Raw genomic sequence first — 23,997 nt, 5'->3', positions numbered from 1 at the left:
GCCAGCTTGATCAGGGATCTCGTTCGCGGATTTCCATCAGGGCCAGCGGGCCAACAGCTCCGCACAAAACAGATCCCATGATTTGCGGCGCAGGCAGGTTAGACTGCGCCATCTCAAGCTCTGGAGGCCTGATCATGTCGCAATCATTCAACGGCGCAGAAGTTGTCCAATACGATCGTACGCTCGTGCTGGCTATCGAACTAAGCAACAAAAACTGGGTTTTGGCGGCCCAGGTGCCAGGCCTGCCGCAGACCAAGGCGAAGCGCGCCATTGAGCCAGATAAGCTTGCTCTTCAGTCCGCAATCGATGGCTATTGTGCTCGTGCTGTTGCTGCCGGCCACCCGGTAGATCGGGTCGTTGCGACCTACGAAGCTGGATGGTCCGGGTTCTGGCTTGCCAGATGGCTGATTGCCAAAGGCGTGGAGGTCCATGTCATCCAGCCTTCCAGCGTGCCCGTCGATCGTCGCATGCGTCGCGCAAAGTCGGACAGGATCGACGCCGAGTTACTGCTGCGTACGCTGCTGGCGTGGCTTCGCGGCGAACCGCGCGTCTGCTCCATGGTACCGATCCCTGACGAAGCCGATGAGGATGCACGGCGCTCTGTCCGCGAACGAACAGAGCTCGTGTCCGAACGTGTCAGCCTTGCCAACCGGATCGGTGCTGTCCTCGCGACGCTCGGCGTCGAGGATTACAACCCGCTCCTGAAAAACCGCCGGCGGCGTCTGGCCGACCTTCGTACCGGTCTGGGTGACCCAATGCCACCTCACGCCCTCGCCAAGATCGAACGGTTGCTGAGCCGGCTGGAACTCGTTCTCGATCAGATCGCCACGCTGGAACACGACCGCGATGCCGTAGCGGAGGTGCCCGCTTCGGATGATGCCAGTCGGATGATCCAGCAGCTCTGCAGTCTGCGCGGCATAGGGGTGCAAAGTGCCACAATATTGGTCCGCGAGGCCTTCGTCCGTCGCTTCGCTAATGCCAAAGCGCTCGGATCTTATGCAGGTCTTACTGCGACGCCTTACAACAGTGGTGGGGTGGAACGCGAGCAAGGGATCGGAAAGGCCGGGAACCGGCAGCTTCGAACGGTGATGGTGGAGCTGGCCTGGCTCTGGCAACGCTACCAGCCTGGTGCTGCCCAGGTCGCCTGGTTCCGGGAACGCACCGGCTCTACTGGCCGCCGCGTCCGCAAGGTTCATAGTGGTCGCCCTCGCTCGCAAGTTGCTGATCGCTCTGTGGCGCTTTGCCGTCGATGGTGTCGTACCCGAGGGAGCGACCATGAAGCCCGCCGTATAATAATTATCGAGATCGGGCAGCTCTGCGACGGCAAAGCAGCCCGGTGACCGAGGGAACGTCGCCGTTGTCCGGCGTGGTGCTTCAGTGCCGTCTTCACAGAGTGGTGCCGTTCCTTTGGAGCTCTCCCGTCCCGAATGCGGGACAGTGGTTGGGATATCATCCCGCCGGATGTGAGGTTAGCAGGCAGGCCCTGCAGGAAGAGAGCTCACCTCGGATTACCAATGCGAAAACTGTTGACGGGAGAATCATCATGTGAGGCCGGACATATGAAAGCAACCGATCAATGCTCACAGAAAGCCATTGCCAACCGGGGGCGTCCACATATGAATCATAAATCGCTTCACCGCAAAACCCCACCCCTCGATTTGAACGATGCCCGCGCCTTGGCGCAGATCATGCGCACCGGCTGGTATCGGCAGGTGCATGTGAAGAGCCGGCAATGCCGTCTGTGGCGCTCCCTGCTTGTTGCCCGCCGCACGGTGCTGAACGAAATGCGGACCATCGAGAACGTGGTGCGGGCGATCCTGCGGGAGGCCGGCCTCAAGCTGGGCACGCCGTCGCGAACCGCCTTCGCTGGTCGTGTGCGCGAACTGGCCGGCGCGGACCCGGTCGTCATGCCTCTGGTCGAGCCGCTGCTGACGATCCTTGCTACCATGCTGGGAGAGTTCGCCCGTCTGACGAAGCAGGTTCTCGATCTCGTTCGCAAGGAAGAGGTCTGCCGGCGTCTCATGAGCGTTCCCGGTGTTGGCCCCATCACCGCGCTCGCCAGAGAGGTCTCTTATTGCCAGCGAAGGCGCCCTGACCGATGCGGAGTGGGCGCTGATTGCGCCGATGATGCCGTTGGCGAACCGCATCGGCCGGCCGCGCAAGACGGACCTGCGCGAGGTAGTGAACGCACTTCTTTACTCGCTCGTCGGGCGGTGCGTGGCGATTGCTGCCGAAAGACTTCCACGCTTTTCAACGGTGCAGAAGTACTTCTATCGCTGGCGTGAGGAGGGCCTGTTGCGGACCATCAGCAACAGCCTCGTCATGGCGGCGCGGGAGCCTGAGGGTCGGGAAGCGAGCCCGACGGCGGGCGTGATCGACAGATGGGGTTGCCTAATCGCAATGGTGCCGTCAAGTATCTTGCACTTCTAAGACGCTGTGACGGGTGCAGGGTTGTCTTCGCGGTCAACATCGGTTGCCGCATGATGGAGCTTCGCGGGAGGAGCCTTCAAATGTATTCGGCGCACTCAGCTGAGCCAGCGGTGCGACCCCATCTAGCGGAATGGCTCTGTCCACGTCCCGGCAGGGACGTCTCGGCGCGCTCAGAGACTGAACGCGATCCTCAAAGCTGTCACGCTGCCGCTCCGGCGGTCCGGTCGAAGAGCTCGCCGGTCTTGAGCATCGCATGCATTGTCACCGCCAGTTTTCGTGCCACGGCAACGGCGGCTCGTTTGAAGCCGATCCTCTCCCGGAGTTTTAGACCCCATGTTCGCAGGCCGCTATCAGCCGAACTGCGGGTCAGAATGACCGTCGCAGCTTCGTAGAGAAGCCCTCGCAAATGACGATCGCCCCGTCGGGATATGTGGCCATCATAGTCGACCTCTCCCGATTGGTATCGTCGGGTCGTCAGGCCAAGCCAGGCGCCGACTGCACGGGATTTCTTGAAGTTGTCCGGCTCCTCAATGGCAGTCACGAACGAAGTCGCGGTGATCGCGCCGACACCGGGGATCGACATGAGAATCTGACACGCTCGGCTTTGACGCGCACCAGCGACAAGCTGACGCCCGAGTTCAGCGGCCCGAACGCGCATGCTGCGCCAAGCTTCCAGCATCGGCAATACGATAGGAGCGAGCCCGTCCTGGTCGACAAGGAGATTGCGGACATTCTTCTCGAACGTGCTTCCTTTGCCGGCGGGAACAAGCAGTCCGAATTCTTCATGAGCCCCCGGATCTGGTTTGAGAGTTCGGTCGTGATCCTGACCACCCTCGTGCGTGCCACCACGAGCGTGCGCGTCAGCATGCTGTCGAATCCTTTCACCCGCACCTCACTTAAGAACCCTACTTCTGCAAGATGCGCCAAACCGTCGGCGTCGTTCGCGTCGGTTTTGGTATCGGCGCCATATCGAGCGCAGCTTTGGCATGGCGAGCATCGATGCAGATCGCCGGCACTCTCTCGGCACGCAGCGAATGATAGAACCACACCGATAGCGGCCCGGTTTCGAACACGACGCGCTTTGCGGCCGGCGCCCGCTTGCGGACAAGCTCGGCAATGACCTTTGGATCAGAGGCGCACCTCCCACGCCAGACGCGCTTGCCTTCGCGGCGGATCGACACCGCCGTCTCTTTCATCGACACGTCGAGACCGATATATTCTTCCATGGCTGTTCTCCATTCGATGCTTGGGCCCGGCGTCAGGTCGTGAGCCCGTATTTCCATCCTGTCGGGGAACAGCCACCCACTTCGATAGCTAAGTCTTGGGCAATTCGCTCCCGCGATTACCCCATGTATTCGGCTTAAGCCTCATCGTTTGGCGGTGATGCCATCGAGGTGCTGCGCCTTAGAGCTGATGACGAAACATGGTCGGTTCCCTGGAACAGCCACAAGCATCAGAAAGGAGAAGCACAGCATGAAACATATGCAGGATTGGACGTCTCGGTGAAGAGACCGCAATTTGCATGGTCGACGAAACAGGCACGGTGTGCCGCGAGGTGAAGGTGCCGACCCACCCCGAGGATCTTGCGCGGGTGCTCAAGAATCCCACCTGGCGGTTGGCACGCGTCGGGCTTGAAGCCGGACCTTTGTCGCAATGGCTGTTCGGGGGGCTTGCCAAAGCTGGCTTCCCAGTGGTTTGCATTGAGACACGTCACGTCAACGCTTTCCTGAAGGCGCAGCCGAACAAGACCGACCGCAATGATGCGCGAGGGATCGCGCAGATGATGCGCGGGTCAATCTGTTCCGCCCGGTGCATGTCAAGACCCTGACGAGCCAGAAGCGCCGGGCGCTGCTGACGGCGCGCAAGCTCTTAAAAGAAAAGCCGATTGCCATCGAGAACGACATCCGCGGGCTGTTGCGCAACTTCGGGCTTCTGTAACGGGCCTCGATAAGTCAATGCCTCTTTTGCGTCATCCAATCGCCGGGGTCTGGCTTCTGTACGGAGTCGGCGCGACGGCCGCCACCTGATGGGGTATGAAGAGGATGAGGCCGAGCCAATCTCAAGCCGCGTGGTCGCAATGCCGACGTCCGAAGTTGCGGTCTGACCTGATCCATCGTCCCGGCGACGGGACTTCGCTTCGGGAAGGCCTGGTGTCGTGACCCGCCCCGAAAACCGTGGTTCTCCCCTTCTTAAGCGGCTGCCGTCGTCGTCTTTGCCGCGACGTTGAAGGCAGTTCCGTCGGCGAGCATGCGGTGCAGGACCACCGCAAGCTTGCGCGCCAACGCCACCTTGGCCTTCGTTGTCGAAGGCCGCCCGCGCGAGGACAGGGACACCGAGGGATACCGAACGCGTACTCGCGAATATCCGGAGGACATCAGGATGAAGCTAAATACGGCACAGATCTTGCTGATCGGGCTGTGGAAGTGGATGCGGTGCACCTTGCCAGCAGTTCCAAAACGGCGCGGTGTTCAGCACGGAGGTCGACAAATCCTGTTTGGTCGTTTGGACCCGGCACCCAAGCTAGCCGTTTCCAAGACATAAAGGCGGACGGCTTGCTTATAGTCAGTCAATCCATTGAGGAAACTATGGAAAAACATTTAGACCGGAGTCCGGTCCAGCAGGGTGCTAGCTATGATACGGTCGGTTCCATTGCAACGAACGTTGCCGACGGCTTCACGATGGTAGCAGTTCCGACGGCTTTGTGGGCGCACTCGCCGCGCCCATTTTCTACGAGAGCGTTATCGTGGTGAGTCGGTTTGAGCAGAACCAGCTTGCTAAATTGCGATTGTATCCGATTCGAACTCGGTTTTTCGGAGAGGTTTGCCAACCGGGGCGTCCCGCAACTTGCCCCCACGCCCCAAGCCGAAGCCATTCTGGAGCGCCTACAGAAGCTCTCGAGCCCATTTGGGACCGAGATCACCATCGAGAACGAAGTTGGAGTGATCAGATTGAATCCGACCTCGTCGCAATGAGGCGGCTCGGCTGCGCCAAACTGAATCATGTCGGCTCACCAAACGGGGATGTTGGGGCCGGCGAGGAGCTGTTTGAGCACTTACGCTGGCTGAATCGAGCTGTCTGTACGCGTCCGCGACAGGGGCGCATGGGAGTCAACGGGACCAGTAAATGGGACTGTCGCCATCAGCTCATCAGCTGGCTGATGGCGACAGTCTCGACTTCCGATTTGCCGACCCGTGGATGATCCTCGGCTTCAGCTTTAATTGCGTGCGGCGGTGCTTTCAACGATCCCGCCTGGCAAGCCACCGACCCGAGGTTACGGCCATCTGAGCCGACGCCTCCGACCAAGTTCGCTACCGAGGAAATGCAGAACGGATCGATGAACGCACCAGAAGTCTTTTGGTTGCTCGCCAACCTATCCGCCAGCAACAGATTGTTCAAAATAACTTTACAGAATCTTTGCGGTCGCAGATCGCTGACGATGCTAGGTTCACCGCAAGGTCTGAAGGCAGGCGTGAATATGAGCCAACGCCGATTTTACGTTCGGACCGCCGCACAGCACGCAACGGAGGTCAATGCCAATGGCAAGAAGAGCGCTCATCCTGGTTGAAGGCACAAGGAGCAATGGTCTTCTATATGTGAAAGCGGCCCAGCGTCTTGGTCTTCATCCAATTACCCTGTCGGTTGATCCGGCTCAGTACGACTATCTTGCGGCGGAAGAAAGTGAGGCAATTCGTGTCGATACAGGCAATCTCGATGCGCTGATCGGCGAATGTTCCAGGCTGCGTGCTACATATGACATTGCTGGCATTACTGGCCTAGCAGGCGACGACGAGTCGGTCTCTACGACAGTTGGCAAACTCTGCCGGCACTTCGATCTACCAGGACCGAACCCCGCATCCGTCGAACGATGCAGCGACAAATTCACTCAACGTCAGCTTCTCGCGCAGGCTGGCGTTCTAATACCTGCTTATCGCGTTGCAGCGAATGCGGCGGAGGTAGAAAGCTTTGCCGCTGAGATCGGCCTGCCGGTGGTTGTTAAGCCAGCCGTGGGCAGCGGCAGCATCGGTGTCCGATTGTGCCGCAATGTCGATGAGTTAGCCGAACATACGACCTATTTGTTGGGCGGGAGGCACATATGGCGGTCCTCGCCGAGAATACTGGTCGAGGAATTCGCACAAGGTCCCCAGTATAGCGCTACAATAATGGGAAATGAAGTCGTTTGTATCTCTACCTGTGATTTCGCTCCCCCCCGTATTTTGTCTATCTTGGGGGGACCGATCCAGCCCCGCTGACTGAAGACGAGCATAGGTGTATCGTCGATGTTTCGCTGAGCTGTTTGCGAGCTCTCGGGCTTGGCTGGGGGCCAACGAACATTGAACTGCGGTGGACCAAGCGTGGCCCAGTCGTCATTGAGGTCAATCCGCGTCTTGGTGGCGGTGCTCAAACGGTTGAGGCGGCTCACGGTATCGATCTGGTCACCGAACACATCAAGCTCGTGATCGGCGAGCAATGGAATTTGCACAAAAGGCATTCGCATGTTGCGACCGAGCGGCTTCTGATTCCTGATCGCGATGGTATCCTCGATTGGATCGATGGCGACAGTCGGGCGGCTGATATACCAGGTGTCGTCGAGGTGAAATTGTATGTCAAACCCAAGACGCCGATCGTCAGGAAAGGCGATTACCGAGACTTCATCGGATATGTCCTCGCCGCTTCACCTAGCCGTGCTGGGACGCAAGCAGTACTTCAGCGTGCTGTTGACTCAATCAATTGGTCGATCACACCATTTCCGACCGAACAGGAACCATCAGCGGCCTCTCACGTGTCCGCACCTGCGCAAGCGCCCTCGGGCGAAGGGTGATCATCGCCATTGATGCAACAGAGATCGCCGAGCATCTCGGCGACACAAGCTCAGCTTGCAGCAGCGACGGCGGAGGTCGCCCGGCCGACGGCCGTCGAGAGAAGCTCCAACGAGCGGATCGCCAACCTCACGTCGATCCTGAAGGTGCTGGAGCGCGCGCAATACGGCAAGCGTTCCGAACGGCTGCGCCTGTCATCAACGACGAGCAGGCTTCCTTGCCTTCGAAGAGGTCGAGACTGGCCTTTCCGCGATCCAGAGCGAACTCGATCACGCGGTCAGGACAAGCCGAAGCGTGCCCCGCGTCCGCGCAAGGGCTTTGCCGCTCATCTCGAACGCATCGAGGAAGTTGTCGAACCGGAAATCCCAGCCGACTGCGCAGGGCTGGAAAAGGTTCTGATCGGCGAGGATCGGTCCGAGCGGCTGGACGTCGTGCCGCCGAAGTTCCGGGTCATCGTGACGCGCCGTCCCAAATATGCCTTCCGGGATCGGGACGGCGTGGTCCAGGCACTGGCGCCGGCGCACATCATCGAAAGCGGCCTGCCGACAGAGCAGCTGCTTGCCTATATCGCCGTGTCGAAATACGCCGATGGCCTTCCGCTTTACCGGCAGGAGGCGATCTATCTGCGTGATGGCGTCGAACTCAGCCGATCGCTGATGGCGCAGTGGATGGGGCATCTGGGCTTCGAGCTGCAGATGCTTGCTGATTACATTCTGGAGCGCATCAAGGAGGGCGAAAGGGTCTTTGCCGATGAGACGTCCTTGCCCACGCTTGCCCCCGGTTCCGGGAAGACCACGAAAGCCTGGCTATGGGCCGATGCGCGCGATGATCGACCGTTCGGCGGCACCAGTCCGCCGATGGTTGCCTATCGCTTTGAAGACAGCAGGGGTGCGGATTGCGTCGCGCGCCATCTCGCCGGATTCAACGGCATCCTGCAGGTGGATGGCTACTCCGCCTATACCAACCTGGTCAAGGCGCGGGCCAAATCCGGCAGCAACGAAACGATCAAACTCGCAGGATGTTGGGCGCATCTGCGGCGCAAGTTTTACGAACTGCATATCAGTGGGATCTCGCAGGGCGCGACGGCCTCGGTCACAGCCATGAGCAAACTGTGGGAGGTCGAGGAAACGAGGTTCGCGGCAAGAATGCCGATCGCCGCACTGCGCTGCGTCAGGAAAAGTCCGCGGCCATCGTCGCGAGCCTCTTCGAGCAGTGGAAAAGGAACTGGGCAAAGTCTCCGGAAAATCCAAAACTGCCGAGGCGATCCGCTACGCGCTCACCCGGCGCGAGGCGCTGGAACGCTTTCTCATGGACGGTCGCATCGAAATCGACCCAACATCGTCGAGCGCGCTATCAGGCCCCAGACAATTACGCGTAAAAACAGCCTATTTGCCGGCAGCGAGGGCGGTGGACGAACTTGGGCGACCGTGGCGACCCTTCTGCAAACTGCCAAAATGAACAACGTCGATCCGCTCGCCTGGCTCTCCCAGACCTTGACCCGCATCGCTCAACGCTGGTCCGCAGCCGAAATCGACATGCTCATGCCCTGGAACTTCGAGCCAGACGCCATCAGCTAACCGCTTCCGATGCTTCCGCCGATGCGAGCGAAGAAGAAATGGCGCATAGTGACGAACGGCTACAGGGAACTGTTCGCCAGTTGACGAAGTGGAGCCGTGAGCTTTTCAACAAAGGAGTCTTCACTAGGAAGGATTGATCAAAACAAACGCGCTCTAAGCGCATATCGCCGCGACCTCATTCTTCTTGGGATTCGTCCCCGGGGATCATCGTCTTATCTTGCACCTCGCCTCTGCCAACTAGTACGCCGATCAGGCCCTTCTTGTTGGAATTGACTTAGGCGTTCACTACGCGCTTTGCGCGATCCAAGCCTCAATGCACCGCACCTCGTGCCGAGCGAGGCATTTTCACGCGCCCAATGATGCGCGTTGCCGCAGGCTTCGATCTCAACCAAGCATGCTGGTTGCTTTTCGAAAAGCCTAAGCACTTCGGCCCGGCGCAGCTTGCGGTTGAGGACAGGAAAACCCTCTGCGTCGGCGGCATAAACCTGAAAGAACTGCTTGGCCAAATCTAACCCGATGGTGGTAATCTGCCTGACGGAACGGCTCCTGACGTGGCGTTAATAGCGACGACCCGCGTTTTAGCACCTGGATGCTGTCGTAGCGTGCCGTTCCACCAGATCAATCAAGGTGAGACTCGTATTGGCCTCACGGTGGAATGCTCCCGACGGACATTTGCGTTGCCTCGGCATAAGTTCCCCACGACTGGGTCCGGTTCAATTCGCCATTGGCTCGCTTGACGGCCCGAACCGCATCGCGCCGAACACATCGCGTGAGCCTTTTCCTCCCGCCTATCTTCAGGCGACGCTGCAGCGTGCGCAGAAGGTGATCGGGATACGGCCCCGGACGCTCCGCCTGCAGACGCTCCAGCAATTCACGGCTGGTCCGCCACGGCTCTTCGTCGAACGACGCTTGCAGTTCGTTGGTGACGCGGGCGAAGAGTCGGGACGCCGGCGGCCTCGTTGTTGCTTCGGCTGGCTTTTTCCGGTCGGGTCGGGCGGATTTCGCCCTCCTTCCAGGCCGTCGCAGTTCCGACAGGAATCGCTCGAGCGTCAGATCGGCCGCCCAAAAGGTCAACGCCACCAAAGCTCCCGATCCCCGGGACGCTCGTCAGATTGAGCACCTGCTCATCGCGCCGCGCCAGGCCGGCAAGACGCCTCTCGATCGTCTTGAACTCACCAAGCAGGACATGATGGGCCACCAGCTCGGGAACCCGCTGCTCGGCGTCGTCGGGCCAACCTTCAGGCCAAAGCCGCGCAAAACGCCGCGGATGCTAATCTCGACATCGAGCCGCTTCGACTGCAGAAGCCTGCGGGTGGTCAGCAGGGCGCGGACCTCCTGCGCCGGCAGTGACTTGCAGTGCACAGGCCGGAACCAGCCAAGCCGCATGAGTTGGGCAATGCCGCGAGCGTCCTTACGATCCGTTCTTCACAGGCATCGCCTTGAAGGCATCGCGCACATGGCGCGTCTCGAGAAGCTCCACCCGCCAGGCCGGATGCTTGCAGGAGCAGCAAACAGCCACTGCGACAGCGGGCTCGCCTCCGGCTCGCTCCCCATCTTCACTTCCCTCTCAATCTTGCCCTGCCCATCAACAACGCAAACACTGGAGCATTCCAATGACACATCATTCCGGCATAATAGTCCACGGTCGTCTGTCCTTGATGTCTGGCGCTAGACGTCATGTTCCAGGGCTGAGATCGGTGGCCGGCCCTTTCGTGCGATTGAGAGACGAGGGTTGCTCGGATGGGCCGAGCCGATCCTCACGCACGGAGGGCGAGCCATGGGAGAGTATAGCGAAGCATTAGTCGCGTTTGACGTAGCCAAGAAGAAGCACGCGGTGGCGATCGCGGAGGGCGGCCGCACGGGCGAGGTCCGGTTTGTCGGCGAGGTGGAGAATAGTCCGGCAGGGATAGAGCGGACGATCAAGAAGCTGGTGTCGACAGCTGGGAAAAAAAATATGATCGACTGCACGTCTGCTTCGAAGCCGGGCCGACGGGTTATGGGCTGTGCCGGCAGGTTCGCGATCTTGGTCACGACTGCATGGTGGTGGCGCCGGCCCTGATCCCGAAGCGGCCGGGCGAGCGAGTCAAGACGAACCGACGGGACGCGGTCACGCTGGCGCGGCTGCACCGAGCGGGCGAGCTGACCGGGGTATGGGTGCCCGACGTGGTCCACGAGGCTGTTCGCGATCTGGTCCGGGCTCGGGAAGCCGCAGCCGACGACCTACGCCGCAAACGCCAGCAACTCCTCTCCTTCCTTCTGCGCCATGGTCGGATCTACGAGGGCGGCGGTCATTGGACATTGGCGCACCGGCGCTGGCTTGCCCGCGAGAGCTTCGAGCATCCGGCGCAGCAGATCGTGTTCCAGGTGAAGATCGATGCGATCGAGGACGCGGCTCAGCGGCTACGCCGCCTAGACGAGCAGTTGCGCGCCGTCGTGCCAACCTGGTCCATGGCGCGGGTGGTCGAGGCCTATCAGGCGATGCGCGGCGCCTCGTTCCCGGTCGCAGTGATCTTCGCGGCCGACATCGGGGATGTGCGCCGCTTCGATACGCCGCCGCAGTTGATGGCCTTCCTCGGTCTGGTTCCGGGAGAGCGCTCGACTGGCGACACCGTCCGCCGGTCAAGCCTTACGCTCGCCGGCAATCGACGCGCTCGCCGCGCTTTGGTCGAAGCGGCCTGGACTTACCGCTATCCCGCCAGGGTCAGCGAGGCGCTGAGGCTCCGGCTCGAGGGATTGCCGAAGGCTGTCCGCGACATCGCCTGGAAGGCGCAAATCAGACTCTGCGCACGCTATCGTCGCCTCAGCGCCGCCGGCAAGAAGCCACCAGTGGTCGTGGCCGCGATCGCACGCGAGATGTCCGCCTTCTTGTGGGCTATCGGTCGGGAGGTCGCACCGTCATAGACAGGTCTCGACCCGACCCGCTGCACAGCGTTGGGGGTGGGGCCACGGTGGGGAATTCCCGTCGCTAGTTATGTGGCCGAGCCAATGTGCTCGACGCCCGCCCCCCTAGACCGAGGACAGCCCCGAGACGAAGACACGGAAGGCGGTATCCAACGCGCGGATGAGAGTCTGACCACCGTCGTCTCTGAGCTCCACCCCCAGCCCTGCGCAGCTTCAGCCATCCGACTGCTTCACGCACTTGCGCCAAGTAGCCCATCCCGCTCGCCCTCAGCCTTGACAGGGAACATGAGAGACTAGCTTCGGCCATGACGCCGTTCGCACCATGATTGTGAAGACGACCGCCGCGACCAAAACTCCTTGGTCGCCGGCGCTTGAGGACCCCCACCTAGAGCTCGACCACGGTCAACTCCCGATTATGCGAGGTAAGAATCTCGCACTCTGTCTCCGTGAACCCATGTCTCACTGAAACCAACACCCGGCGTACCCGGTATGCGGATTGTTAGCGGGGAATGGAAGGTCATGCCAGGCTTCAGCTCCAGCTCGATACCCTCCCGGATGAAGTAGAGATCCTCACTCCACGTAGGCGGTAACCCCAACCCGATCGAATATCCGTATACGTGCGATGAGCTTGAATCGCCGCTGATCTCGTTCATCCCGGCGCCAATCTCTCGCGCGACATCGTGCGCGATACGGCCCGGTTTGATCGCATGAAGCAGCAGGTCGAGAGTCTCGTTAATGACCCTAGCCCGTTTCTCAACTAGCGAAGTCGGCTTGCCAATGGCCACTGTGTGAAAGATCGCGCTGGTGTAGCGTTGGTAAGCAGCGCCGAACTCCAGGGCCACCGTGTCCCCCGCCTGAATGGGCGTGCGCCTGAACGTAGTGTGGCCGAAGCAGTTCCGCTGACCTGCTGAGACAATGGGTTGAGTGCTGAAATACTCGCTTCCCTCATTGACCAGCGTCTGATAGAGCACTGCCGCGATCTGGTTATCAGTGATACCGGCCTTGATTACCGGCAACACAGCGGCAAGGCCCTTGTTCGTGATCTTAGCCGAGCTGCGCATATACTCCAGTTCGGCTGGCGATTTGATCATCCGGGGTTGTGCAACTACACCTGAGGCATCGACGAGCGTGGCGTTAGGCAATGCGCGTATCAATCCCTCGTAGAGATCGATGCTGAGGCCCGGCCTCTTGGTCTCGAGGCCAATTCGCTGCCCCTCCAACCTTCGCTCCCTTAAGATGCCCGCGAGGTCGCCCGCCACGTCGTGGTTATCCGACCATGGGACACCACGGATATCCTTTACCCAGCTGGTGAGCATGGCGGGCCCGATCTCCAACCCGTGCATATGGAGTATGGGCTCACCTTCGCGAGGCAGTACCATGCACGAATACCAGCCCGAGCCGAAACTTTGGTAGCCGCTCAGGTAGCTCACGTTGGGAGTGAACGTAACGAGGAGGACATCCAGGCCCTTCTCGTCCATCACCTTCCTGAGTTTTTCGACTCGGTGCGGCGCGGCAATCAACGTGAGAGCGCAGCGTCAATCAGGATGAGAATGCCGGCGGATTGGAACGCAGGGAGGGCGTAGCCCGACCGGAGTTTCAATCCGCCGGCGGCGCGTTCCTTTTTGGGGGACTTTCGTCTGGTGATCACGGTCGACCGGGTATGCCGGTGGTTTTTCCTGTTGGGGAGGAATCGCTTTGTGCCCGGCCGCCACGTAACCGATCACCATATGAGGCTTTTCATGAAGTTCCGGCAGACCAATACGACGGCCGTCGCGGCGGCGAAGGCGTCGATCAGTATCGCCACGGCCTATCGCATCGAGAAGGATTCGAGACTGCCGTCACAAAAGAAGGCGCCGCGGCAACGGCGCCGTGCCGACCCTCTCGCCGATATTTTCGAAGCCGAGGTCGTGCCCATGCTGAGGGCAGCTCCGGGCATTCGGGCGATCGCCATCTTCGACGAGATGATCCGGCGTCATCCCGAGCTTGGAGCCGGCATTCGCCGCACGATCGAGCGCCGGGTCCGAGCCTGGCGCGCCGTCCATAGCGAGGAACAGGAGGTCATTTTCCGGCAGGTTCACGTACCCGGGCGCATGGGATTGTCGGATTTCACCGACATGGCCGCCGCCGGCGTCACGATCGTGGGCCAGCCACTCGATCACCGGCTCTACCATTTCCGGCTCGCCTATTCCGGCTTCGAGCATGGGCATGTCGTGCTCGGCGGCGAGAGTTTCGTCGCTCTGGCGGAAGGCCTGCAGAACGCGCTGTGGTCGCTCGGCGGAGCTCCCCGCGAGCATCGCAGCGACAGCCTGTCGGCGGCGTTCCGCAACCTGGATAAGGACGCCCGGGAGGACCTGACGCGCCGCTACGACGAACTGTGCGGCCACTACGGCATGACCCCTTCCCGCAACAATCGCGGCATCGCGCATGAGAACGGCTCCGTCGAAGGCCCGCACGGCCATCTCAAGCGGGCGATCAATGACGCGCTGCTGATGCGGGGATCGAGCGATTTCGACGACCTGGCAGCCTATCGTCGCTTTGTCGACGAGATCGTCAGCCGCGTGAATGCTCGCAACTCCAAGCGCATCGACGTCGAGCGGGCCGAACTCCAGGAACTGCCCGTCCGGCGCACTTCCGACTACGAGGAGGTCACCGTGCGCATCACCTCATCGGGCGGGTTCACGCTGCGCAAGGTGTTCTACACCGTGCCCTCACGCCTGATCGGCCACCGCCTCAGAGTGCGGCTTTTCGATGATCGGCTGGATATCTTCATCGGCGGCACGCAGCTCATGACGCTGCCGCGCGGGCGCGCCTCTTCAAACGGCAAGCACGACCAGGTCGTCAATTATCGGCATGTCATCCATTCGCTGCGCCGCAAGCCGATGGCGCTGCTCAACCTCGTCTATCGTGACCAGCTCTTCCCCCGCGAGGCCTACCGGCGAACCTTCGACGTGCTCATAGAGCGACTGCCTGAGCGGCAGGCCTGCCGGATCATGGTCGAGCTTCTCGCCATGGCGCACGAGCGCGGCTGCGAGAGCGAACTGGCTGATCAATTGACCGCCTCGCTACAGGCACGGCGATTGCCCGACATGGCCCCCTTGCGGGAACGCTTCGCGCCGGATCCCGCCCGGCTGCCGAATGTCGTCGTGCGTCTTGCTCCGCTCAACGCCTATGAAGCCCTGCTTGGCGCCAACCTGACAGGAGATGCGGCATGAAGACGAACCCCGCTGTCGATTCCGCCAGGGTGAGCTTGCTCCTCAACGAACTGCGCCTGCCGGCCATCAAGGTTATGTGGCCGCTGTTTGCCGAACAGGCCGACAAGGAAGGCTGGCCCGCCGCCCGCTTTCTCGCCGCGATCACCGAGCACGAGATGGCCGAACGCGATCGACGCCGCATCGAGCGGCATCTCGCCGAAGCCCGCCTGTTGCCGGGAAAGACCCTCGATGCTTTCGAGTTCGAGGCGGTGCCGATGATCTCAAAGGCGCAGGTGATGGCGATCACCGCCGGCGACAGCTGGCTCGAGAAGGGAGCGAACCTGCTTCTGTTCGGCCCGCCCGGCGGCGGGAAGAGTCATCTCGCCTCGGCCATCGGCCTCGCCCTCATCGAGAACGGGTGGCGGGTCATGTTCACTCGCACCACCGATCTCGTTCAGAAGCTTCAGGTCGCGCGCCGGGAGCTCGGTCTCGAAGCCGCCATCAATCGGCTCGACCGCTTCCACCTGCTGATCCTCGACGACCTTGCCTATGTCACCAAGGACCAGGCCGAGACCAGCGTGCTGTTCGAGCTCATCAGCGCCCGCTACGAGCGGCGCTCCATGCTCATCACCGCCAACCAGCCCTTCGGCGAATGGGGAAGGTTTTCCCGGATCCCGCCATGACGCTCGCCGCGGTGGATCGCCTCGTCCATCACGCCACAATCTTCGAACTGAATGTCGAGAGCTATCGGCGGCGCGAGGCCATCGAGCGAAAGCGGGGGCCAGGCAGGCCGGCGTCATATGCGACGCCCGCAAACGTCAATCCTGATTGACGCGCCGCGACAATCAAACCGATAAAACCTCTTGCGCGCGACAATCAATGCCGAGATTATCATCATCGCCGCGACACCAGATTCTCATCCAGATTGTCGCGCTATAACTCGGAGGCGATATTCCGACTCCGCGAAGGCGAGCTCTTTGATGAAAGGCCGGTTCGTGAGATCTTTCATTGCTTATAATCCATGCTAAATTTTCCTCTTCTTTCCGGCCGGTCCCGGGCTCGTAACCGGTTTAGCCGCTCAGCAACCGTCCCAGCGCGAGCATCTGCGGCATCATAATCGGATCACTGAACGCAGCCGACGCCACTGGTTGCGACCCGAAGCGTGCGATTACCATCTCCGCATCCGGCGCGATGTAAAGGCGCTGACCGTGAATGCCCCGGGCTTCCACGGCGCCGAGCTCGTTGTGCGACACCCACCACTGGCTGCGGTAGGAGTAACCGGACGACGACGTGGAAGCGACCTTCGTGAATTTCGCCCAATCTCCGCCGTGCCGAATATCGTCAACGACGGGCGCAGGAATGAGCTGCTTGCCATCCCATTCACCTTCGCGCCGGATCAACTCTCCGAAGCGCGCGAGGTCGCGCAGGCTCGCGCACAAGCCACCGCTGGCCGACGGCATGCCAGCGGGATCGACGATCAAGTAGCCTTCCTCCTCACAGCCGAGCGGCACCCAAAGGCGCTCATGCAGCAGCTGCGCGAACGAGCGGCCGGTCACGCGCCGCTCTGCAAGCGTTGGGACCGGCCAGAGTGATCAGCATGCGGCCTACAGCGGCTACGCCGGATGCTCCGGACCAGATCACAGCCTGCAAAGCGCAACTGCTTGATTGCCGCCGGCGTCTTCGGCTCGGGTATTGCGAGCGCCGATGCGACATCGGTGGATCGAAGGCGATTCACGCCCAGATCGGAGAGCTGGCCCCGTCAGGCCGAGGCTCTGAACATCAGCCCGCCAGCGTCTACTACAAGCCGCGGCCGGTCGATGCGGCGCATAAGCGCGAGATCCTCGGCCGACGGAAGGTCGTGGTTGCGGTCGATCATCGCTTTGATGCTCAGCATGCCGGCCTTGATGAGCGCGCGTCCAAATGTTCTCCAGCGTTCGTGGTGTTCTCACCATCATCCGCCTCATCGACAATGGGCACCGCGCTCTTGCGCCCGCCGGCAAAAGCAGTCCTGCAGTGAGCCTGCAGCGATAGCTGATCTTTATGATCAACTCCAAAGCGAGCTTCAGTCGTTCGATTCGGCACCGAGATCATCGCTCCCTTCACCCTGCCGGTGACCAATTAACAGGTTCGAGACAGTAAGAATCATGCCGTTTGCTGTTATTTGTACGCGAGAACCACGAGGCGTGGGCTATCGGAGGTAAACGCTCTGCCCTCTTGCCCGTAAGCTTCAACGGTCTCAAATCCCGCGCTTCGCAACATCCGAACATATTCAGAAAATCCATACTGTCTAAAAGAAAGGTGCGTTCGTCTAACGCATCCATCGCGAACGATGATTCTTTCGCAGGTCCGACGATCGGTTAGCACATCGTTGTCCATTATATCGATTCGTAGATCGTCTTGACGCTGCGCAACGTAACAGATAGGCGACTTGTCTCGCAACACAGAGAAGCGATTGGTGTGGTCGATCAGCAGACGCCCCCCCTTTCGGAGTGTAGAGGCGGCTTCACTAAGGACTCTCGCATTGTCCGCGTCGTCGAAATAGCCAAAGGTCGTGTACCAAAGAAAAACCGCGTCAAATCTCTCTCGCCAGGGAAGTGAGCGCATATCGCCGAGAACATACTCAATATGCAAACCACGTTCAGTCGCTTCCGCTTCGGCTTTTTCCAGCAACACCGCCGACATATCAAGTCCGGTTACTCGCGCTCCTTTTTCCGCCAACCGATTTGTCATCCGTCCGTAGCCGCATCCAAGTTCTAGAACGAAGTCACCTCGGTTCAGAGAAAGAATTTTCCAAATAGCTTTCGCCTCTCGATCGCTAATCTCTGGCGGGTTTATTACTTCTCCGAAGTGAAAATAATCGTCACTGAAGTACGACTGAAGATCTGTCGATAGACACGCATCATTCATAGGGATTCATCCTTAATTAAATTGAATTTTGACCAGGTATACCGAAAGGAATTTAATATTGAAAGAGAATGTTTGTGAACTTTTTTTGACATAGTTTAAAACTTTACTTCGCATTAGCGCTCGCATTCGGGCCACTGAGAGTCCTCTCTGATTGGGGTCTTTGAAGTCAAGTTGCTCCTGCTCTTTTCCGGATCGTATCGTCCGCGGGTCACGCGCTTCTCTTCGCGGTCAGCACTCGGGCCGCCGCATGATGGGTTCAGGAGAGCAAAGGCGTCTCAATCTGTGTCACGACCTTTGAAGGCTTTAGGCCCCAAGGCTCTGGACTCTCAACGAGATCGCCCTTGCCCATCGTCCATACGGACGCTCCGGCATCACCCTTGCGGGCGAAGGTTTGTTTCTTGGCCCTCCAGCTGTTGTCTCACTTCATGCCGCCGCTGCGCAGACCGGTTGTTTACCGTAGTGGAACTCGGTCGCGTCACTCCACATACGATGCAGGATAACGGCGAGTTTGCGCGCAACCGCGACCCGGGCGCGCGCCATGCCGCGTCGCCTGGCGATGTTCATGCCCCATGCTCTGAGGCTAGACCATTTCTTGCTACGCACGAGCAGCGTATGGGCCGCTTCGTAAAGTGCTGTACGGGCGAGTTCGTCGCCGCATCGGCTGACCTTGCCTTGAATGTCGGTTTCGCCCGACTGGTAGCGCGCCGGGGTCAGGCCGAGATGCGCGCGCACATTTCTCGATCGCCTGAAGCGGTCGGGCTGGTCGACCGTGGCGCGGAACGCGAGTGCGGTGATAGGGCCAACACCGGGAGCGCTCATGAGACGCCGGCAGACCTCTTCCTTGCGAACGAGATCGAGAACCTGCTTCGTCAGACGGGCGAACTCTCCCAGCATGGTAGCAAGGATCGTCAGCAGCGGCTCGACCAGAGGCATGACGACCGGGTCCGCGCCGGCCAGTTCGCGCACACGACCAGCGAAGGCGGTTCGCGACGGCGTGCCCAGCTTGAGGCCGGCCTCCCGCAGGATCGCCCGCACCACGTTCTCGATGGTCCGCATTTCGTTCAGCACCGTGCGGCGGGCAACAAGCAGGGAGCGCCACAGACGGCATTGCCGGCTCTTCACATGCACCTGCCGATACCAGCCGGTGCGCATGATCTGCGCCAAGGCGCGGGCATCGTTGCGATCGGTCTTGTTGGGCATCGTCTTCATCGCCGCATTGGCAGCCCGCGTCTCGATGCAGATTGCCGGCAGGCCTTCAGCGCGAATACCATCATAAAGCCAAACCGCCAGCGAGCAGGCTTCCAGGCCGATCCGCTCCAGCGGCAGACCGATTTCACCCGATGCGTCAATCAACGCCTGCGGATCGCTTGCCGCACGCAGTTCCTTCACGATCCGGCCGGTTTCGTCGACCACGCAGATCGCGGTCTCTTCCAAAGACACGTCAAGTCCGGCAAAATACTTCACGGCTGCTCCTTCCCGATTTTGTGGCGCTCCAAAAGCGACCACGTTCTAACATCCCGACAGGAGGAGCCGCCCTCTTTCGGGCTCGGCCGAGACCCCAATCACCCCATCTGTTTTGAAAATCAGGGATGGGCATTTCGTCGGACAAGGTTTCCACCCATGGCGACGAGGATCATAATCGCGCACGAGGCGTCGCCAGCGCGTCGTCCAGCCGAACGTGCGCTCGACAGCCCCCCGTACAATGTTGCCAAATGTGCCATTGAGTGGTCGGTGTGCATCGAGCGTCCGAGCCGTAGGCGGCAGCTTGTTGAGATCCGTCATGGTCGGGATGCGAGTCGATTTGTCGCGGGCGAATCAGAGCCACCACAGGATTTAATGCGCCATTGCCGGCCCGGCTGCGAGCCGGCATATGGAGGCGCACATGGTTCGGCGCATGGATCGCCCTGTGCTGCGCGTGCACGTGTCGTTCGAAGCGACAAGAACCGGCCCCCTACATCTGCTCGAGGCCTACGCCCGGCTTGTGCCGACCATCCGGCGCACGAGCCAGCGGCCGGAACGTCCCCCGGGCCGATCATCGAAGTGATGAGCGTGATAGCGAGATCGGGAGGTGAGCAATGACCGAGACGCGATGTGCACTTTATGCGCGGGTGTCGAGCGAGGCCCAGACGCGCGATAACACGATTGCCAGTCAGGTCACGGCGTTGCACGAACGCATTGCCGCCGATGGCTTCGTGCTTGAGCCAGGTTACAGCTATCAGTATGACGGTTACAGCGGTTCGATCCTGCTTCGCCCGGCGTTGGAGCGGCTGAGGGATGCGTTGCCAGTGGCCACGTCGAGCGTCTCTACGTCCATGCTCCCGATCGGCTCGCCCGCCGCTACGCTCATCAGGCGCTGCTGATGGAAGAGTTCCGTCGTTCCGGTGTGGAGATCGTGTTCCTGAACCGCCCCATCGCCGGCACCGCTGAAGATGATCTGCTGCTCCAGGTTCAGGGCGTGATCGCCGAACATGAGCGGGCCAAGATCCTCGAGCGGAGCCGTCGTGGTCGCCGCCACGCGGCACGCTCCGGCTCCGTCAGCGCTCTGACGGGCGCCCCCTTCGGCTACCGCTATGTGAGCCGGGAGCAAGGCGGCGACGTGGCACGCTTTGAGGTGGTGGAGGCCGAGGCGCACATTGTTCGTCTGATCTTTGCATGGGTCGGCCTGGATCGCATGAGCCTGCGACAGGTGTGCCGGCAACTCGAGCAGATCGGCTGCCAGACGCGGACAGGAGCCACGCATTGGCACGCCTGGAAGACTTCTCCGCCAAGGTGACAGCGGGGCTTGCCGGCCTTGATCGGACCGGCATGCAGCAGATCATCCGCACTGTGGTTCGCCGGGTCGAAATCGACGACGCGCACATCGAGATCATCTTCCGGGTTCCCCCGCTCGATGGCCCCGCCGGCCCAAAATCACCAAGCGAAATGACCATTCCAGGCAACATTGTACGGCGGTTGACGACCCAGCGGCGCGGCAGGACCTCGAAGCCTCTGGCTTTATCCGTCCGCTTGACGATCTCCAGCGTGAACGTGCCGATCTTTTGCAGCGAGCCCTTAAGCTTCGGCCCTGCATAGCCGCCGTCGGCGAAGACGTGTCGCAGCCACGGCCAGCGTTCCAGAACAGTCTTGAGGGCAGCCGGTGCGCCGTCCCGGTCCTGGATATTGGCGGCGTGGACGACGAGACCGACCATCAGGCCGATGGTGTCGACAACGATGTGGCGCTTGCGCCCGTTTATTTTCTTTCCCGCGTCGAAGCCACAAATTCCGCCGCTTTCCGTGGTCTTGACCCCACTTAAACACCGCCTGTAAGAATATGTTATTATATCAGCACGTTAGGCGCGCGCCGGCGCGTGTTACCACTACATTTTGGGGATGATCTCAGGCGAGTTGTTCGTCGAGGTTGTGTGGCAGAGCGATGCCAGCTGCCTTGAAGACGTTGCCTACTTGGCCCGTAACGTGGGTTCTGGTGGTGACGATGCGACCATCCTTTTCGATGGTGGCTTCCTGGAGGCGGTCGAGATCGCGTAGAAGCGGCTGCCATTCGGGCGTCAGGCCTTTGGCCCGGCAGAGGCGGTACAGTTCCTTGCTGAGTACGAGCCCCAGGAACGAGCAGAACACATGCCCGCGGATGGCGGCATCGGATTGGTGGAAGATCGGCCGGGTATTGAAGGTTGCCTTGGCGGCGCGGAACAGGCTCTCGACCTCGAGCAAATCGCGATACCGCAGCACGGCCTGGAGCGGGGTCACCTTCGCGTTGGTCCGCACCACGGTGATGCCGTCGTACCGGGCTTCCTCGGCAAGCTTGCCGACATCGATCTTGAAGTTCTTGCCGCTGGCCTTGAGGTAACGCCGGTAGGCCGAGTTGCCGACCAGTGCCTTGTCGCCCTTCTTGAGCTGTGCCTCGAGGCCGGCGATGATCGCCTGGCGGTCGGCCTTGTCCTTCTCGGCCTCGGCGTCATTGCGGCTGACAATGTAGCGGTCTTTACCGACCTTGACCTCTTTGACCCACAACTGAGTTTCACCGCGCTGGCGCTCGAGAACGAGCGGAACCATCGGTGCCGCGTCATTGAGCACGACGTTGTGGATCACGCTGCTCGAGCGTTCGCGGGCCCCCAGAATGTATTCCATGCCCAGCTTTTCGAGCGCGGCGATGGTATCGGCGCTGATCATGCCGCGATCGGCGACAACGCAGGCGCGTGTGACGCCGAAGCGCGTTCGCAGCCGATCGACCACCGGCAACAGGACGGTCACGTCAGCGGTGTTGCCGGGCACCATCTCGGTGCAGATCGGCCGGCCCTCGGCATCAACGACCAGCGCCAGGATCATTTGCGCCAGATCGGGGCGGAAGTCCTTGGAATGCCCGCGCTTGCCCAGCGTCTCGCCGCCCGCGCCGTAGAAGGACAACGAGGTGGTGTCCATGAACACAAGGCTGAGGTCGGTGAACAGGTCCTGCCGGCGCGCGAAGAGCTTTTCCTCGATCACGTCTTTCACGCAGCGCGCCACCAGCGCGCCTTGCGCCTTTTCGCCGAGTTCCTCGCCCAGCCACGCCATGGCCCGGTAAAAGTGATGGAGCGCCAGACCCTCGGCGCCCTCGATACCATAATCGGCCATCCAGTTCGCGCAGTCGCGGTCCGAGCCCGAGACGAACAGCCGATGCAACGTGCCAATGAACACCGCCCGTTCCACCGCAAAGCCGAACTGGCGCCCTTCCAGCACCTCTTCCAGCACATCGCCGATCCCGAGCCGCTCCCACAGCCGCCCGAACAACAGCGGACCGCCGATGCGGCGAGAGGCAATTCGCCCCGCGTCAATGTCGGACAGGATGAGGCTGCGCTCGCCATGGCGCGCAATCGAGGCCGCCAATCTGTCAAGTTCGCCGCTGGCAACCAGCGCATCCTTGCGGCCCAGCGCCTTTATCGTGCGCTGGCGAACGGTTTTGCCGTCGCGGACACTTTCCACGAGGTAAAGATAGCGGTGGCCGCGCGCGACTCTCTCAACGACAAACATGCCAGCGTTGTTAGCGAATAAATGCCATAAAATCCATACAACATGCAGCTAGCAGATCAAATGTTGTTACCACACATTTTCGCGCCGAAAACTCGAGGCGAGTGAATTCAATAGCTTAACGGACAGCGTTCGCCATCCGTTCACCTCCAACTGTTCAAGTCGGGCTTGACCGATTGACTTCTCTATTCGGCGGTTTGAAGTCAAGCGCCTTTTACCTCTTTTCCGGTTCTCCGGCTTTGGTGTCTTTCGCGGGGCCTTGCTTCTCTCCGGGATCGGCGCTCTGGCCCTGGCCCTCTTTGGGGATTCAGAAGAATGGGGTGGAACAATCTGTCGAGCGCCTTGATTGCCGATGCTGGAGCAATCGAGCCAGCCAATCGACGATCTCACCTCATCCTCGTCCCGCGAAGGACAGCTTTTCCACCGGTAGGTGGGAACTTGTGTCGTCCCGTCTGTCGGGCGATGTTTATCAATTTTTCAGCCGGCGACCGGCATGATTTCCGTCCTGGTCCAGCGGAACTGTGTGCCGTCGCTCCAGATGCGATGCATGATCACCGCCAGCCGGCGGGCGAGCGCAACGATGGCTTCTGCTGGCCGCGCCGCTTGGCGACGTTCATCGCCCAGGCCTTCAGCCAGGACCATTTAGTCATCCGCGTCAGCAGGGTCTGCGCGGACTCGTAGAGCAACGATCGCATCATGCCGTCACCGCACAACGAGATCCCGCCCACCCGGCGGCTTTCGCCCGATTCATGGAGCGCCGGCGTCAGGCCCAAAATTGGCCCGACCGCCTTAGAGTTGCGGAAGCGGGCCGGGATATCGATCGTTGCGGTGTAGGCCAACGACACGACGGGGCCGACACCGGGGATCGACATCAGCCGGCGACAAACCTCATCATCCCGGACGATCGCCAGAACCTTACGGTGCAGGGCGACAAAATTCTGGCGTAGCTTGCGGCGCGCGTCGAGCAGCGGTTCGACGATCTCGGCCAGGTCGGGCATGCCTTCGGTGAGCTCGCGGATCCGCTCCTCAAACTTGACCGCACCGACCTTGCCAACCTTGAGATGGGGGAACGGGCCGCCAAGCAAGCCGCCCGCTGCGCTACGGCGCTCTCATGATGGTCGCGACTGAATGTGCGCAAGGCAATACTGGCACCGAAGCAAAAGCCGGTGCAAG

At 60.8% G+C, this 23,997-nt stretch carries 12 protein-coding genes and 15 pseudogenes; 12 read left to right on the top strand and 15 right to left on the bottom strand.

Annotated features, from left to right (window positions below):
* The first annotated feature begins 134 nt into the window (after positions 1-134).
* The 3 genes and pseudogenes from ACZYHG_RS34800 (at position 135) to ACZYHG_RS34790 (ending at position 2,430) form a co-directional block, all read left to right on the top strand.
* Positions 135-1,293, top strand: a pseudogene (locus tag ACZYHG_RS34800) (IS110 family RNA-guided transposase).
* A 362-nt stretch (positions 1,294-1,655) separates the two neighbouring features.
* Positions 1,656-2,060: pseudogene (locus ACZYHG_RS34795) on the top strand (transposase); the annotation flags it as partial.
* Positions 2,061-2,124: 64 nt separating this feature from the next.
* Positions 2,125-2,430 (top strand): transposase, encoded by a 306-nt coding sequence (locus tag ACZYHG_RS34790; protein ID WP_464614952.1) that lies wholly within the window; start codon positions 2,125-2,127, stop codon positions 2,428-2,430.
* A 199-nt stretch (positions 2,431-2,629) separates the two neighbouring features.
* On the opposite strand, the pseudogene ACZYHG_RS34785 reads toward ACZYHG_RS34790, so the two are convergent.
* Positions 2,630-3,656: pseudogene (locus ACZYHG_RS34785) on the bottom strand (IS110 family RNA-guided transposase).
* Positions 3,657-3,920: 264 nt separating this feature from the next.
* On the opposite strand from ACZYHG_RS34785, the pseudogene ACZYHG_RS34780 reads away from it, so the two are divergent.
* Positions 3,921-4,362: pseudogene (locus ACZYHG_RS34780) on the top strand (IS110 family transposase); the annotation flags it as partial.
* Positions 4,363-4,619: 257 nt separating this feature from the next.
* Here ACZYHG_RS34780 and ACZYHG_RS34775 read toward each other — a convergent pair.
* A pseudogene (locus tag ACZYHG_RS34775) lies at positions 4,620-4,742 on the bottom strand (IS110 family transposase); the annotation flags it as partial.
* A gap of 407 nt (positions 4,743-5,149) precedes the next feature.
* On the opposite strand from ACZYHG_RS34775, the pseudogene ACZYHG_RS34770 reads away from it, so the two are divergent.
* Positions 5,150-5,402: pseudogene (locus tag ACZYHG_RS34770) on the top strand (CapA family protein); the annotation flags it as partial.
* Between the two features lie 166 nt (positions 5,403-5,568).
* Here the strand turns inward: ACZYHG_RS34770 and ACZYHG_RS34765 are convergent.
* Positions 5,569-5,826, bottom strand: a complete 258-nt coding sequence (locus ACZYHG_RS34765) for a hypothetical protein (RefSeq protein WP_464614951.1) — start codon at positions 5,824-5,826, stop codon at positions 5,569-5,571.
* Positions 5,827-5,966: 140 nt separating this feature from the next.
* Here ACZYHG_RS34765 and ACZYHG_RS34760 point away from each other — a divergent pair.
* Positions 5,967-7,249 (top strand): annotated as a pseudogene (locus tag ACZYHG_RS34760) (ATP-grasp domain-containing protein).
* Positions 7,250-7,261: 12 nt separating this feature from the next.
* Positions 7,262-8,824, top strand: coding sequence for an IS66 family transposase (gene tnpC, locus ACZYHG_RS34755; RefSeq protein ID WP_464614950.1), 1,563 nt, complete (start codon positions 7,262-7,264; stop codon positions 8,822-8,824).
* Between the two features lie 329 nt (positions 8,825-9,153).
* On the opposite strand, the pseudogene ACZYHG_RS34750 reads toward tnpC, so the two are convergent.
* The 3 genes and pseudogenes from ACZYHG_RS34750 to ACZYHG_RS34740 all read right to left on the bottom strand — a co-directional run.
* Positions 9,154-9,351: pseudogene (locus tag ACZYHG_RS34750) on the bottom strand (IS110 family transposase); the annotation flags it as partial.
* A 118-nt stretch (positions 9,352-9,469) separates the two neighbouring features.
* Positions 9,470-9,904 carry a hypothetical protein gene (locus tag ACZYHG_RS34745; protein ID WP_464614949.1) on the bottom strand — a complete coding sequence of 145 codons (435 nt, stop codon included), beginning with the start codon at positions 9,902-9,904 and terminating at the stop codon, positions 9,470-9,472.
* 174 nt (positions 9,905-10,078) lie between these two features.
* Positions 10,079-10,467 (bottom strand): annotated as a pseudogene (locus tag ACZYHG_RS34740) (IS110 family transposase); the annotation flags it as partial.
* Positions 10,468-10,601: 134 nt separating this feature from the next.
* Here ACZYHG_RS34740 and ACZYHG_RS34735 point away from each other — a divergent pair.
* Positions 10,602-11,725 (top strand): annotated as a pseudogene (locus ACZYHG_RS34735) (IS110 family RNA-guided transposase).
* 413 nt (positions 11,726-12,138) lie between these two features.
* Here the strand turns inward: ACZYHG_RS34735 and ACZYHG_RS34730 are convergent.
* Complete coding sequence (locus ACZYHG_RS34730; RefSeq protein ID WP_464614948.1) at positions 12,139-13,245, bottom strand: M24 family metallopeptidase; 1,107 nt, start codon at positions 13,243-13,245, stop codon at positions 12,139-12,141.
* 177 nt (positions 13,246-13,422) lie between these two features.
* Here ACZYHG_RS34730 and istA point away from each other — a divergent pair, with 177 nt between their 5' ends.
* Complete coding sequence (istA, locus tag ACZYHG_RS34725; RefSeq protein ID WP_464614947.1) at positions 13,423-14,937, top strand: IS21 family transposase; 1,515 nt, start codon at positions 13,423-13,425, stop codon at positions 14,935-14,937.
* Positions 14,934-15,748, top strand: a pseudogene (istB, locus tag ACZYHG_RS34720) (IS21-like element helper ATPase IstB). Before istA ends, istB begins: the two are co-directional and overlap by 4 nt.
* Before the next feature lie 238 nt (positions 15,749-15,986).
* On the opposite strand, the gene ACZYHG_RS34715 reads toward istB, so the two are convergent.
* From ACZYHG_RS34715 to ACZYHG_RS34695, 5 genes and pseudogenes are all read right to left on the bottom strand, one after another.
* Positions 15,987-16,472: a serine hydrolase domain-containing protein gene (locus tag ACZYHG_RS34715; protein WP_464614946.1), complete on the bottom strand. Its 486-nt coding sequence runs from the start codon at positions 16,470-16,472 to the stop codon at positions 15,987-15,989.
* Between the two features lie 203 nt (positions 16,473-16,675).
* The gene (locus tag ACZYHG_RS34710) at positions 16,676-16,810 is read right to left on the bottom strand and encodes a hypothetical protein (RefSeq protein ID WP_464614945.1); all 135 of its coding nucleotides are present in this window, start codon (positions 16,808-16,810) and stop codon (positions 16,676-16,678) included.
* Between the two features lie 263 nt (positions 16,811-17,073).
* Positions 17,074-17,823 carry a class I SAM-dependent methyltransferase gene (locus ACZYHG_RS34705; RefSeq protein ID WP_464614944.1) on the bottom strand — a complete coding sequence of 250 codons (750 nt, stop codon included), beginning with the start codon at positions 17,821-17,823 and terminating at the stop codon, positions 17,074-17,076.
* A gap of 423 nt (positions 17,824-18,246) precedes the next feature.
* Positions 18,247-19,287: an IS110 family RNA-guided transposase gene (locus ACZYHG_RS34700; RefSeq protein WP_464614943.1), complete on the bottom strand. Its 1,041-nt coding sequence runs from the start codon at positions 19,285-19,287 to the stop codon at positions 18,247-18,249.
* A 119-nt stretch (positions 19,288-19,406) separates the two neighbouring features.
* Positions 19,407-19,521, bottom strand: a pseudogene (locus tag ACZYHG_RS34695) (IS5/IS1182 family transposase); the annotation flags it as partial.
* Between the two features lie 377 nt (positions 19,522-19,898).
* On the opposite strand from ACZYHG_RS34695, the pseudogene ACZYHG_RS34690 reads away from it, so the two are divergent.
* A pseudogene (locus ACZYHG_RS34690) lies at positions 19,899-20,296 on the top strand (recombinase family protein); the annotation flags it as partial.
* 198 nt (positions 20,297-20,494) lie between these two features.
* Complete coding sequence (locus tag ACZYHG_RS34685) at positions 20,495-20,596, top strand: hypothetical protein (RefSeq protein ID WP_464615362.1); 102 nt, start codon at positions 20,495-20,497, stop codon at positions 20,594-20,596.
* Between the two features lie 175 nt (positions 20,597-20,771).
* Here ACZYHG_RS34685 and ACZYHG_RS34680 read toward each other — a convergent pair.
* From ACZYHG_RS34680 to ACZYHG_RS34670, 3 genes and pseudogenes are all read right to left on the bottom strand, one after another.
* Positions 20,772-21,107: pseudogene (locus tag ACZYHG_RS34680) on the bottom strand (transposase); the annotation flags it as partial.
* Positions 21,108-21,198: 91 nt separating this feature from the next.
* The gene (locus tag ACZYHG_RS34675; protein ID WP_464614942.1) at positions 21,199-22,827 is read right to left on the bottom strand and encodes an IS1634 family transposase; all 1,629 of its coding nucleotides are present in this window, start codon (positions 22,825-22,827) and stop codon (positions 21,199-21,201) included.
* A gap of 474 nt (positions 22,828-23,301) precedes the next feature.
* Positions 23,302-23,885, bottom strand: a pseudogene (locus ACZYHG_RS34670) (transposase); the annotation flags it as partial.
* Between the last annotated feature and the right edge of the window lie 112 nt (positions 23,886-23,997).

Source organism: Mesorhizobium subarcticum, from assembly GCF_055456085.1.
This window is presented reverse-complemented; position numbering and strand designations above follow the sequence as displayed.